We start from the raw sequence: 13363 nt of genomic DNA on the forward strand, positions 1-13363 counted from the left end.
GCCGAAGAGCCCGCCCAGGTTTATTGACAAGGGTGCAAAATGTCAGCGATGCCAAGTTTAATGCAAGTTGTCGTCCCAGACGCCGATGTAAATCCGATCGCGCTCGTTGCGTTCGATCATCCCTTCGAGCGAACCCTTCCTAAACGTAAACCGATTACTCCGGCGCTGCTGCACGTCGCCCAAGCCTTGCAAAATCTCCCCGCTGGCGCCGCCCACCATCCCGTTTAAGGCGGTTCGCACCACCAAATCGTCCACCGACTGGGCAAAAGAACCCTCTGTTTGTACTAGCTCGCCCGAATCGCGATCGTAAATGTAGCCGAGAGTAATCCGATTGGGCAATATTTCGTAAAGTGCGGTGCGAGTATTCGGCCAATAGCCCCGGGCTTGAGAGTCAGTCGGTTCTCCCAATTCGGATAAAATCTGAGTTTCCGGCGTACCAACCGCATACCCAGGGATTGTGGGAGTCTTCTGATAATTGGTTCCCGGTTGTTCGCTGGGTGCGGGCGATCGATCTGGCGGCAACTCTTTGTCAACAAGTTTTTCCGTTGGTGTGGGTTCGACAGCCTCCGGAGAAGGCGCTGGTGTTGGCGCTGGGGCTGGTGTTGGAGTTTCAGCAGCCGGCGCTGGAGTTTCAACAGCCGGCGCTGGAGTTTCAACAGCCGGCGCTGGAGTTTCAGCAGCGGGCGCTGGAGTTTCTCTGCGAGTCGGGGCTGGCGTTGATGTCGGCGCGGGAATTGGTGCGGGGCGTGAGCGCGCGTCTGGATCTGCAGGGGCCGAAGTGCGATCGTCCTGGGCCACAGGTGCGGGTTCCGAAGACGGCCGGTTGAGGAAAACCCTAGCAATCCCGACCAAACCTGCAACAATAAGTGCGATCGCCACGAACCCCAAAATCCACCAAACCTTGCGGTTGTTGTCCCCAGAAGGCACCACAGCAGGCGCTGTTCTGGAACCCGCAGGCGACTGAGGCCCGTGTCCCGGAATCACCGCCACCGTCGGCCCGGTGCTTGGCGACGCTGCACCATGAGGCTGCCCGTGCAGCAGCGACAGCCACTCATCCACGGTAGCAGGGCGATTTTGAGCCTCTACCGTCATCCCCCGCATCACTGCAGAGCTGACAGCCGCACTTAGCTGAGGCTGCAAGTCGCGGGGCGAAGGCATCGGCTGACTGGTACGCAAAATTGCAGCCACCGGCACCTGTGCTGTCAGCAGAGTATAAAGCGTCGCCGCCATACCATAAACATCTGTTGCGGGCGTATATTTTCCTTGGGCAAAATACTGTTCTGGCGGCGCATAGCCATCGGACACCATATTAGTGTGACTTTGGGTTGCACCGGGAGTAAACTCGCGGGCAATGCCAAAGTCAATCAGCACGACTTCCTGAGTACCTTGGCGCAAGAGAATGTTTTGCGGCTTGACATCTCGGTGCAGCAAACCCTTTTGATGAACAACTTTTAAAGCAGCGCCAATTTGAGTGATGTAGAGAATTGCAAGATTTTCTGGCAGCGGATTATTTGAACCGACTACATCGCCCAAATTCTGACCGGCTATGTAGTCCATCACCATGTAAGGCTGCCCGTCTTCCACAAAGAAATCGCTGACGCGGACAATATTCGGATGAACGCAGGAAGCCAACCGCCTCGCTTCGTCTTGAAACTTGCGATCGAACTCAGCAAAATTGGGTTGCTGCCGCAGAGATTCGTTGAGGGTTTTAATGACTACAGGCTGTCCTAAATAGCGGTGATTTGCCCTGAAGGTTATTCCAAAGCCGCCTCTTCCCAATTCTTGTTCGAGGGTATATTTTCCACCCTGTAAAGTTTTGCCGATTAGCGCATCCATAGGTTCAGGCGATCGCGTACCAGATAATATCGCTGATTATGGCACGTATGGTCGGCTCTCCTCACCAGTCCTAAGGGCGATCCCCCGGATTGCATCCTTGTATTGAGCGCACCTCCGTAGTGTTAGGTTGCATTCTAAGCCCCTAGATGTAGGGCATAGTTTTCCTCCAGGTTTGTCAAAAATGTGATTATTAACGAAAAGAAGTCTGTTTTGATAATATAGAGTTGAAGAGTATTCAGTATTAACGGAACCGATAACAATGTTCATAGGGACTAGAGCCGGTCAATATGTCGAACAGATTGCAGGCTACAAAGCCTTTATACCTAATCCGCTGCCACCCAAACCTGATATAATTATGGATCAGGAAATGTGGGATCTGCTGTCTCAGGCAGATCGTGCGCTGGGGCGGCTAGACGGAGCAACGGATGCTCTACCAAATCCCGATCTATTTGTGTTTATGTATGTTCGGAAAGAAGCAGTTCTTTCCAGCCAAATTGAAGGCACACAAGCATCTTTGATAGATGTCCTAGAATTTGAATCTCAGGCTTTAGAACCGAACAATCCTCAAGAGGTGGCTGAGGTTGTAAACTATATAGCTGCTATTAATTATGGTCTTGAGCGGCTCAAGAATTTCCCTGTATCTTTGCGATTAATTCGAGAAATTCACAAAGAGTTAATGCAAGGGGTAAGAGGTGCTGAGCGCGATCCAGGAGAGTTTCGCCGCACTCAGAATTGGATTGGTGCAGGAGGATGTTCCTTAAAGGATGCCACTTATGTCCCTCCTCCACCCTATGAAATGCTCCAATCACTAGATAATTTGGAGAAATTCTTGCATAGTCCACAACCTATACCTACCTTGATCAAAGTTGGATTAGCTCATGCTCAGTTTGAAACAATTCACCCTTTTCTAGACGGTAATGGAAGAACAGGGCGATTATTAATCACGTTTCTGTTATGCGAACAAAATATACTGCAACGCCCACTACTTTATATCTCTCACTATTTCAAGAAATATCGCTCTGAATACTACGATCGTCTTCAGGCTATCAGAGAAAGTGGTAACTGGGAAGGGTGGCTGAAATTTTTTCTGCGTGGGGTTTACGAAGTGGCTCAGGAAGCTGCAGCTACTGCCCGTAAAATAGTCAACTTAAAAGAAGAACATCGCCAATTAGTCCTAAACACAATGGGGCGTAAATCAGGGAATGCAATCGCATTGCTTGAGAGCCTTTATTTCAGACCAATATTTAATGTAGAACACGCTGAAGAAATTACGAGTTTGTCATATCCCAACGCTAACGCCTTAATTAAGGCTCTTAGTGATATAGGTCTTGTGGAAGAAATTACTGGACAAAAACGTAATCGAGCATTTTCTTATGCTCCATATCTAGCTGTTTTCCGGGATTCTTAGCAACAAATCCAGCCAAACTATAGCATTTATTACCCTAGTTAGGTACACTTAACCCATTGATTGTCAAGCTTTTTAGCTTCCAGGAAGTACCTGACCTGACCAAGAACCGCTATATATGACAGTATTCACATAAATAGCTCGCTCTTTCTCGAACCGCCTCTCTCGTCGGATCACTGATTGACATCTTGAGCCGCCATCATTGCATTGATGTGGGTAAAGATACGATCTAATTCCCCAATGGCGTCGAGTTCCGCTACCTCTTCTGCCATTAGTTGATCGGCCTTTTTCTTCTCTAACAAGAGTTCCATACGCTGTTGCAGCGATTCACTAAATTTGAAGAACTTCCACCCATCGACTTTTTCAATGCAAATCTCATGGATTAACGAGGAGGGTTTGTTGAGAATTGAAACCATTGTAGGCTCCGAGCTTCGGGTTTTAGGTAGTGACTAGATTATAGCTTTTATTCAATATGCCAGATTTAATGCTCCAACCGAGAACCTTCAAATTACCGCCAAAACCAGTGACTTAAACAGCCAAACGGCGTTACAGTTCAAGTCGGATGATATTCATCCCTGCTTATTTGCCATCGCCATATCTTGCCTTCTTCAGGATCGTCCACCTCTGCAATGAACTTCATTCCCACTTTTTGCAACACGCTATTCGAGGCATTTTTTTCAGCTAAAGTGTGAGCGATGACTGCTTTCACCTCCTCGTGAGCGAAAGCATAATCGATCATTCCCTGTGCCACCTCAGTTGCAAATCCGCGATTCCAATATTCGGAAGCAATTTCATAACCTATCTCTATAGTCCCCGACTCATCAGGTGAGCCTTTGAAACCTCCATTGCCGACAAGCACTTGATTTTTTGGATGAATAAAGAAGTAGTTGTGCCAGTCAGTTGGAGGCGGATTGGATTCGCAAGATTCGTCAGCAGGGAGGGAAAATGCTTCCGGGAAAAGAGGCCAGCTATTAGGCACTATGACGTTTAAAATTGCTGCAAGCTCGCTTTTACTTCGTAAGAAAGCTTCTATGTGAATCCTTTCGACGGCAAGTAGTTGAAGATTCTTAGTTGTAATCATTTTTCTACCTTGTTTAACAAGTATGAGATCACACTATAGGCACTATTGAAACGCTTGTCTCGGAACCCTGGCGAGTTGGTAAGCGCCCCGACTTTCCAACAATTGATATTGATTTGGCTGCAATCCTAATTGCACAAATTTCTCTGGATATCCCAGCAACAAAATAGAGGGAGAAGTTGGGTTTTTAGATTGCTTAATGTAGTCGATCGCCTTTGTGACAGCTCGGTAGTAAGTCACCGGCTCTTGGGTATAAAAAACCAGACTTGGTTTCCAGAAACCAACCATAATAAACTCTTCCCCCGGCAGTTTTTGTTGAACTGCAACCTGTGCTAACTGTCTCAGAGGTAACTGGCGGTTGATATCAACCACTTTGTAGGCGGGAGTAAGACCAAAGATGATAAATGCTACTAACCCGATGAGGTTAGCAACCAAAATCCAGCGCTGTTGCCGCTTCCAGAGTAAAAGTGCGATCGCCACCGCTGTAATTATCCAAATCGTACCGCCGACAATCAGCAATCCCGACTGCTGAATTGCTTGGGGAAAATTGGGCATTGCCGGGTCGTCTCCCAGCCAGTTGTAGCAGTAGAAAGTTGCTCCGGCTATAATTAATAAAAATACGACATTGAAAATGTATGTAGCTAACAGCCCTCGCGGTAAAGAATTCGGTTTTTTTTCTAACTTTATCCGCCTGTTATCGGATTCGTTACCTGCAATAATATCGCTCCACAGCAGCGTTACCAAAATCGCAGCGGCGGGGATTAAAGGCAATACATAACTGGGCAATTTGGTAACGGCGATCGTGAAAAAGCCAAAGATGCAGCCGAACCAAAATAGGGCAAATAAACTCAACTGAGCCGATCGCGGTTGACGACGCCAGTAACTGCGCTGCCAAAAACGGGTGCGGGCGATCGCCACCGGCAAATAAATCGACCAAGGTGCAAAACCAACTAGCACTACAAAAAAGTAAAAATACCAAGGCGCCGAGTGCTTGTTGACTACTCCAGTAAAACGCTGGAAATTGTGATAGCCAAAAAAGCTGTCAATATAAGTTTGACCGTTGTCTAAAATAACCAAAATGTACCAAGGCAAGGCGATCGCCAGAATAATCAAGATTCCCGACACCGGACGCATTTCGCGCCAAAGTTGCCGAAAATTTCCCAAATAAAGCGCGAAGCTGCCAACAATCAGCGCTGGCACGACAATTCCCACAGGCCCCTTAGCCAGAATTGCTAAGGCAATTAGTACGTAAAAAGTCAGATACCACTTATTGGGAAATCTGGAAGCGGAAACGGGGGAAAATTCTGCTTTTTCTCTCTGTTCTTCGAGGGTGTAACCGAGAAAAAATGCGAGTAGTGCCGAACACATACAACCGACTAATAGCATATCTGAAACGCCAGTCCGTCCCCAGGCAATAGTTTGGGGATTTAAAGCTATTAGGGCCGCACCAATCCAAGGAGTAGAAAAAAAGATTGGGAGATTGGGGGAGTGTTCGAGGGGGAGAGTGTCCGAGGGGGGGAATTTTGCTTCTTCCTTCTTCCTTCTTCCTTCTTCCTTCTTCCTTCTTCCTTCTTCCTTCGATAAGGTATAAAATCCGAGGCAAGTCAGCCCGATCGCGCACAAAGCCGAGGGAAGACGCACGGCCAATTCGTTAACGCCCAGAGTGCGGTAAGCCACCGCCATCAGCCAGTAAATCAACGGCGGCTTGTCAAACCTGGTTTCGCCGTTGAAATAAGGAGTGATGATATCTCCTGTCACCGTCATTTGACGGGCGGCTTCGGCAAACAACGGTTCGGTTTCGTCAACTAAACCGATGTTGCCGAGATTCCACAAGAAACCTACCCAGGCGATCGCGCACAGCCACAACAGAGACAGCAGCTTTGGTGCAATCGGGCGCTTCCTAAACTCTGACAAACTTTTAATAACTTCCTTCACCCAAACTTCCTGCGATTTTAGATTTAAAATTTTAGCTCGCATAGAGAGTCTACCGAAAGATTCGCATTCTCGAAACTCCCAACTCGATCGAATCCGGTTAAACAGAGATGTTGCACCATTCTCAACAAGGCTTTCATGGGCGGGCAGGATGCCCACCACAAGAAAATTCACTCTTTGTGGAACAGGCATTTTGCCTGTTCTTTATAATGATGCCGCTATGTGAGGTTAACTCACATAGCGGCATCGTTCTCAATAAAACCGGATCGACCGGGTTTCTCGACCACAATCTCGGCACCTGCTGCTAAGCGTTCACGGCTGCAAAATTAACTGCCATTCTCCGGCTGTGCTGTTCCAAGCGGGCGAGGATGTCTCCCCGGCGACGAAAGGCCCCCAGTAGCGGCGAGAACCATCCTGAGCAAAAACCACCAGAATGTCTCCCCGTTTGACTTGTAACTTGCCCTCCGGCAGCGATAGCATCAGTCCCTTGCCGCCGCCTTCCCCCGGCGCAAAATCCCAGTGCGCGGGTTTGCCGTAGGATTCCTTGGCTTGCCGTTTCGACAGCAGGGCCACTCGCACTGGGTGTTCGCTGCGGTTGCTGACGCGCAAACGGCCGGAGGCCTTAGCATTTATAGGGATTGAGGAAAGCAATTCCTCCTCTGGATCTGGGGGGGTTGGTGTTGAGTCGGGCTTGGGCTCGGTGGCGGTGCCTGCAGAAGCTGTCGGGACTGGGGGAACCGGGGGTGTGCGGGGATGTGCGGTGGCTTGTGAGGGCCAATCGCTCGACTGATTTGAACCGTTGGAGATAGTGATTTCAAAACGTCCTAGAAACATTCCTGTAATTAGGACGATCCACACTCCAATTATGATCTGGTAAATTTTAAGATTCATAAATTTTAGGCTTAAAGGATAGGCTGCACTCGCAATTAGTCTTAACTATTTTTAATGTAAAACCTGGGGCTGCTGTGCCCCAAGATACAGTTACACTTAATTACTTGAGCGTTCTCGGCTATAAATCCGCGATCGCTCAATACCATCTTAGATGTTAAATTTTATATTTTAGATGGCGACATACTCACCCCGGTAAGAATTTGAAGTTGGTCAGGAGGGGCATTTGTTTACTCATCGGTCTAGCTTTTAATACCAGTTGAAAAAAAGAGTGCCACTATAGCCCCGTACTCCAAACCCCAATATTCATCAGTCATTCCGCATCTCAAATCTCAAATTTCACATCTCAAATGGTATAACTTTTATGCAGAATACCCGAATTAACAGATTAATTGATGTTCTGGGCGATCGCTTCCGAGGCTGGCTGAGCAATCCTTGGCGGCGGATTTCGCTCCTGATAATTAGCCTGCTGTTCGGCACTTTTTTGGGAACAGCTATTTCGACCATCGCGGGACAATCTGCGGATTGGGATATTATCGCGGCCGGGCTGTTGGTGTTGTTGACCGAGTTGGTGAACTGGCTGGTTTACGGCGGCCCGCGGCCTGCGGCAGGTTCTTTGTGGGTGGAGATGCTCAATGCTCTGAAAATTGGTCTGACTTACAATTTATTTGTGGAGGCTTTCAAACTAGGTTCTTAAAAAATGGTGAAATATTTGTCTGCTGTAGATAGTATTTACATAAACGTGTTCTTAAAAAAATCTTAATTTGAACTAGGGTCGGAATTTTTGAACTCTCCACGAGCGGAGTTGGGGCTTGTATCCGTTTTGAGTGGGGTCAAATATTTGTCAATTGCAGATAGGATTTGTACAAAACCCGCCCCCGCATCAAGAGTTTTGAGAAGATGGATCGATCGACTGTAACGCCTGTTGAAATTTTACATCGGTGGCACGCCGGCAATCGCCCGAGCCCTCGCGACTTCGAGCACCTGGCTTTTTGGGAACTTGCAGATGATTTGCGATCGCGCGCTTTTGGCATTACTCCCGACAATGCAGCCGATGTTGTCCGCTGCAAAACCGATTTATTCTTTTCTATTCTTGACGAACTGCATACTTTCCCGCTCAAGTCAACTGTTTTTCTCGAAACTTTGTGGAATCTTTGGCTGCCGCTGGCAATGCAATTATCGACTGCCAAACAAAGTTTAAACCGTCCTTTAATTCAAGGAATTTTAGGAGGGCAAGGAACGGGAAAAACTACTTTATGCCAAGTTTTGAGGCTGATTCTGGCAAAATTGGGATATTCTACGGTCAGCCTTTCTTTAGACGATCTTTACAAGACTTATGCCGATCGCCAACAACTCCAAAAAGCCGATCCGCGTTTAATTTGGCGCGGCCCCCCCGGCACTCACGATATTGACTTGGGAATCGCAGTTTTAGACAAGTTGCGCGCTTCTCAAACTCGCAATTTAGCAGCAGTTGACAATCCACAATCTGATGCCCTCAAACCGGATATAATTAAAAATATAGAAATTCCCAGGTTTGACAAATCTGCCTACGCAGGTGCAGGAGATAGAAGTCAACCCGAAATTATTTCCGGTGCGGATATTCTACTTTTTGAAGGTTGGTTTGTCGGTGTGAATCCGGTGGTTGATGCCAAATTAAACGAGTTTTTGGCTGCAGCACCGTTTCCGATTTCCACAGAAAGCGACTGTCAGTTTGCGCGCGACATGAATGCGAAGCTGCACGACTATCTGCTGCTGTGGAACCGATTAGATCGGTTGATGGTTTTGTATCCCCAAGATTATCGCATTTCTCAAGTGTGGCGCAATCAGGCGGAACGGGAAATGATGGCGGCGGGGAAGTCGGGAATGTCAGAAGCTGAAATTAATCGGTTTGTCGAATATTTCTGGAAAGCGCTGCATCCCGAGTTATTTATTAAGTCGATCGTTGAGGAGGGCGATCGGGTGGATTTAGTAATTGAAATTTTGGGCGATCGCACTGTCGGCAAAATTGGTCGGGCGATCGACTTAAAATTAAGCCATTAGAAAGACTTAAAACTAATGCTTTGAGGACACAACATTGTTGTGTCCCTACCTTATTGCAGCTTTTAAGGACACAACATTGTTGTGTCCCTACTGTATTGCAGCTTATCGTGCACTCACTTGACTATTCAGGACTTATGCAAAAAGTGATTTGACGCGCGAATTAGAGGGGTAAGGCGCGCCATAAGCACCCTACAATACAGAGGTTTTGCATCGAGGATGGAGAATTTCTAAATTAACTGCCAGGAGTACCAAGATCGAGCGCTTTCTGGATCAAATCGTCGGTAACTTCGCCCGGTGTACCAGAAGGCGTAATGTCGTGAGCCATCGAACGAAAAGCATCGGGATTGCCGCTTGTATCTGCCGGCAGTGGGATCTCTGTAGGAGCGGGAATAGCAAATTTAGGTGCAGTTGCAGCGGCGGCAGCTTCGGCGCCGGCACTCGTGCGATCGATGTCACTAACGCTGAATTCTTTTGAAGCTTCGTAGTCTGCTGATACATTAACGGTCGGCAACTTTTGTTCTCCAGCTTCCGCGCTTTCAGTGATCTGCTGAGCGTCAAAGTTTTCAATGTTATTGACTTCTGGATTGATTTCAGACATAGCCGACTCCTTGCTAGTTTTATTTAACAATGCACTGTATCAATTATTACTTGAATCCCAGCCTTTTTCATCTACCCGCAGATGTATCGTTGGCTTCTATCTTAAGGATGATTTATTCTAGGGTGGTGTGTTAACATTACACCACTTTCTGAAAATAATGCAACTTTAGGCAAGCTCCAAACCCATACATACTCAGCCATTCCCCATTGTTTAATCTCAAATCTCAAATCTCAAATCTCAAATCGTATTACCTCTAGGGGATGGTGACTTGCACTTACAAATCTTGATACTTATATATTCTGGAAACATTTTTAAGGAATTTTATTTATGAACTCACCCGCCGCGACCAATCCTCACTCTCTCTCCAACGACACTCAAAACATCGTTCAGGCAATCAACGGGTTGGGTACAGATGAAAAACTGGCGCTGCTCTACTTTGTTTATGAAAAAATGGGAGATTCAGTTACACCAGCCGCTCCCGCCGCCGCCGACCCACAATTAGCTCCCATGCTGCTCGATGATTTTTACAAGCTTTCCCATGACCAACAACTGAATATAATGCGCGGTATTGTCAACGGCGACGACACGCCCTATTCTCACGCTTACGGAGCTTTAACTGCTAACAATCAGTTGGTGGTTTGGTATGCTTGGGCTATTGGTATGGGGGAAACAATTGTCGATATCCCCGAAGGATATGAGGCAACTGAGGCTGTCAATGGCGTGTTGGGTCAAATTGAAGGTCTTGATTTTGAACAGCAAATTTCGGTGCTGCGCGACGTAGCTAATAGTATGGGCTACACCGATGTTAAACCAATTGCTACTCAGGCGGAAGTAGGGAAAACTTCTAGTCTTTAGAGAAGACTCGGCGGTTCAAACCGCGGCAGAGAGTCAAACCCAGCCTGCGGAGCGACTGAGCTTCGCCCAACGTCATCCGCAGACTGAAGAAGAAAGCAGACATTAAAACCAAATTTTATATGATTACCGGACATAAATAAACCTCATTGTGTCCGCAGATTTGTATATTAAATCCGGTTTTAATACTTGCTTTTTTTAGTTGCATGAGTATAGATAGTATGTCATAACGATCGATCGCCCAACAATTGCTCGCCATGACTCTTACATCACTCTTGAGATCGGCAATTTGCTGTAAATATAATACCAGTTTAACAAAGTCTTGCTACAGCACATTTCAACTGAGCGAACTACATTCACTCCACCCGCCCTATCGGGAAAACTCTACTGATTCAAGGGGAGGAGAGGAGGCAGGATTATTCTTGTTTCCCCTCTTAATAAGGGGGGAATTGCGGGGGGTAAATTTGACTTTTGCAAGAACTCTAATCATCAATCTTATACCAATTATTAAAAGTCGAAGCAGCCCGCGCCGGACTTAGGTCTGGGGGTTTCCATACAGATGCTCCCCTATAATCTATATATAGCCCTATTTTTCAGAAGTTCTAGAAAAAAAGTTTTCAGTCAGCAAGTGAGTTTTTTAGGGTAAACTTTACGCGGGAATTCCATCCGAAATACCGAACCTTTTTGGGGTTTACTTTCGGCACTAATTGTACCGTCGATCAGCTTGACTAAAGAAGCACAAAGAGCTAGTCCTAAACCGGTGCCTGGATATTGGCGAGTTGTGGTTTGGTCGCCTTGGTGGAACTTGTCGAAAATGTGGGGAACATCCTTTTCACAGATACCGATTCCTGTATCCCGAACGGTTATACTTAGCCGATCGCAATTTAATTCCCGCACCTCAATGTAAATGCTGCCCTCATGTGTGAATTTAACCGCGTTGGAAACGAGATTGACCAAAATTTGCCGCAGGCGCGACTTGTCATTAACTATAAACTGATCCTGCAAGCAGACGCTGACGGCTATTGCCACGTTCTTATCGGTGGCTTGATTTCCGAATTCCCGGGCGACATCCATTACTAAATGCCCTAAATGAAATTTTTCAATTTTTAATTCTGTGCGGCCACTCTCGATTTTGGAGAGGTCGAGGATATCGTTAATTAGCAGTAGCAGGTTTTTGCCGTTATGTAAAATGCGCCCCACCATTTCTGTTTGCTGGGCGGTCAGCAGTTGTTTGTGCTGGCGCAGCAGCAATTGGGAAAAGCCGATAATCGAATTCATGGGAGTTCGCAATTCGTGGGACATGATGCCCAAAAATTGTGATTTTAACTTCGCTGCTTCTAGCAGTTGCAATTTTTGCTGTTGAATGCGTCGTGCCTGATTTTCCAGTTCTTCCTGCTGGCGAATTAGCAGGTCGTTTTGCAAGTCTAAAAGCTGTTCCTGTTTTTTTAATTTTTCGATCGCCCGCGCGCTGTTAATCGCGATCGCAGCTTGTTTTCCCATCACCGCCAGCAGTTGCTGAGTATGGGCGTCCATGGCCGTGCTGTCTTTCCCGTTGCCGATGGCCAACACACCCAAACGGCCGCTTTGCCCGGACTCGATCGCCGCAGCACAAGCCGCCGCCGGCAGCAAGCCGTCGCCAGACTCCGACCGCAACAGTACAGACTCTCCCGTCGCAAATGCTTTCCAAAGCAGCTTGTTTTGCACGTGCGGGGTTTTGCCCTTACCAAAGTTTTCCGTGCCCCCGACAGCGGTGAGTTTGAGGCCGCTGCAATCGTACTCCAGGAGAGCAACTAGGCAAAATTCCGCTCCTGCGATCGCCTCTACAGTCGCGTCCGCAATGCCTTGCAACAACTGACCCAAGCTACCCGCGCGCTGGCTCAACAGATTTGTAAACCGATCGATCGCGTGCAACTCCCGCCCGCTGTCCCTTACCGTTTCGACTTCACACAACTTTTCTGCTGTGAAATTGTCTTCCGAGGGCACTTGATGGGGCAACAATTCTGGTTCTGCTTGGGGTTCGGGTTGAGTTTGTTGGAGCGCGTCCATATCTGTATAGGTTCCCACCCATTCCACAACTTCCTGACTGTCTAGATTAGCAGGCGTTGCTCTGGCCAGATTCCAGCGGTAAGTGCCCTCCCGCGTCCGCAGACGAAATATAATTTCGTAACTTAGTGGCGGGAACTTAGAAGCCTGCGATCTCGCCAACAGACGAGAACGGTCTTCTGGGTGGATCTGCGCCAGATAGCCGAAACCCAAAGCTGCTGCTGCTGGTACCCCCGTATATTCCTCCCAGCGCGGACCTAAATAACTCACCCAGCCGTCGGCATACGCTTTCCAAACTATGTAAGGATTTGCCTCCCACAGGCCATCCTCCTGAGTTTGGGAGTCGCAAACTTGCGGTTGGGGGGATGTTATTTCAGATACTTTGTGTAAGATTTCAGAGCCGGAAAACTCCGACTGAAAAGACTTATTGCCGGGATACTGAGTCATAACAGGTTATATAAATAAGCATTGGACTTAAGCCCTAACACCGGCTAAAGACTCGTGCTGCTAGCTTTATTGATTTTGACGAGCCAAGTGCATCAAAATTTTTTATACTTTAAATTTATATGGGTAGTGGTATCTTTACCTCTATCAACGGGCGGACAATGAGATAATTCAGTTAAACTGTTGAAACATTGAGAGCTTACCTGTCCGGATCGGGCTCGTGCAGGCATCGCCGCAAAATAACTTA

The 13363-nt window shown here is 47.4% G+C and carries 11 protein-coding genes; 4 read left to right on the forward strand and 7 right to left on the reverse strand.

Annotated elements, in window-relative coordinates; genetic code table 11:
* Nucleotides 1–57: 57 nt before the first annotated feature.
* Nucleotides 58–1836, reverse strand: coding sequence for a protein kinase domain-containing protein (locus tag QUA47_RS12610; protein ID WP_333430989.1), 1779 nt, complete (start codon nucleotides 1834–1836; stop codon nucleotides 58–60).
* A gap of 259 nt (nucleotides 1837–2095) precedes the next feature.
* On the opposite strand from QUA47_RS12610, the gene QUA47_RS12615 reads away from it, so the two are divergent.
* Nucleotides 2096–3244 (forward strand): Fic family protein, encoded by a 1149-nt coding sequence (locus QUA47_RS12615; protein ID WP_333430990.1) that lies wholly within the window; start codon nucleotides 2096–2098, stop codon nucleotides 3242–3244.
* A 170-nt stretch (nucleotides 3245–3414) separates the two neighbouring features.
* On the opposite strand, the gene QUA47_RS12620 is transcribed toward QUA47_RS12615, so the two are convergent.
* From QUA47_RS12620 to QUA47_RS12635, 4 genes are all read right to left on the reverse strand, one after another.
* Nucleotides 3415–3657, reverse strand: a complete 243-nt coding sequence (locus tag QUA47_RS12620) for a hypothetical protein (RefSeq protein WP_333430991.1) — start codon at nucleotides 3655–3657, stop codon at nucleotides 3415–3417.
* 137 nt (nucleotides 3658–3794) lie between these two features.
* A complete protein-coding gene (locus tag QUA47_RS12625) occupies nucleotides 3795–4322 on the reverse strand; it encodes a GNAT family N-acetyltransferase (protein ID WP_333173255.1) in 528 nt (175 codons plus the stop codon).
* Between the two features lie 42 nt (nucleotides 4323–4364).
* Nucleotides 4365–6443, reverse strand: coding sequence for a glycosyltransferase family 39 protein (locus QUA47_RS12630; RefSeq protein WP_333430992.1), 2079 nt, complete (start codon nucleotides 6441–6443; stop codon nucleotides 4365–4367).
* A 120-nt stretch (nucleotides 6444–6563) separates the two neighbouring features.
* Complete coding sequence (locus tag QUA47_RS12635) at nucleotides 6564–7142, reverse strand: hypothetical protein (protein ID WP_333430993.1); 579 nt, start codon at nucleotides 7140–7142, stop codon at nucleotides 6564–6566.
* A gap of 361 nt (nucleotides 7143–7503) precedes the next feature.
* On the opposite strand from QUA47_RS12635, the gene QUA47_RS12640 reads away from it, so the two are divergent.
* Nucleotides 7504–7836: a DUF565 domain-containing protein gene (locus QUA47_RS12640; protein ID WP_333430994.1), complete on the forward strand. Its 333-nt coding sequence runs from the start codon at nucleotides 7504–7506 to the stop codon at nucleotides 7834–7836.
* 203 nt (nucleotides 7837–8039) lie between these two features.
* Nucleotides 8040–9179: a glycerate kinase gene (locus tag QUA47_RS12645; protein ID WP_333431022.1), complete on the forward strand. Its 1140-nt coding sequence runs from the start codon at nucleotides 8040–8042 to the stop codon at nucleotides 9177–9179.
* A gap of 232 nt (nucleotides 9180–9411) precedes the next feature.
* Here the strand turns inward: QUA47_RS12645 and QUA47_RS12650 are convergent, their stop codons facing one another.
* A complete protein-coding gene (locus QUA47_RS12650; RefSeq protein ID WP_333285213.1) occupies nucleotides 9412–9777 on the reverse strand; it encodes a hypothetical protein in 366 nt (121 codons plus the stop codon).
* Nucleotides 9778–10104: 327 nt separating this feature from the next.
* Here QUA47_RS12650 and QUA47_RS12655 point away from each other — a divergent pair, with 327 nt between their 5' ends.
* A complete protein-coding gene (locus QUA47_RS12655; protein WP_333285215.1) occupies nucleotides 10105–10632 on the forward strand; it encodes an orange carotenoid protein N-terminal domain-containing protein in 528 nt (175 codons plus the stop codon).
* A gap of 618 nt (nucleotides 10633–11250) precedes the next feature.
* On the opposite strand, the gene QUA47_RS12660 is transcribed toward QUA47_RS12655, so the two are convergent.
* A complete protein-coding gene (locus tag QUA47_RS12660) occupies nucleotides 11251–13119 on the reverse strand; it encodes an ATP-binding protein (RefSeq protein ID WP_333430995.1) in 1869 nt (622 codons plus the stop codon).
* Nucleotides 13120–13363: the final 244 nt, after the last annotated feature.

Source organism: Microcoleus sp. MON2_D5, assembly GCF_036701905.1.
In the GTDB taxonomy this organism is placed as follows: Bacteria; Cyanobacteriota; Cyanobacteriia; order Cyanobacteriales; family Microcoleaceae; genus Microcoleus.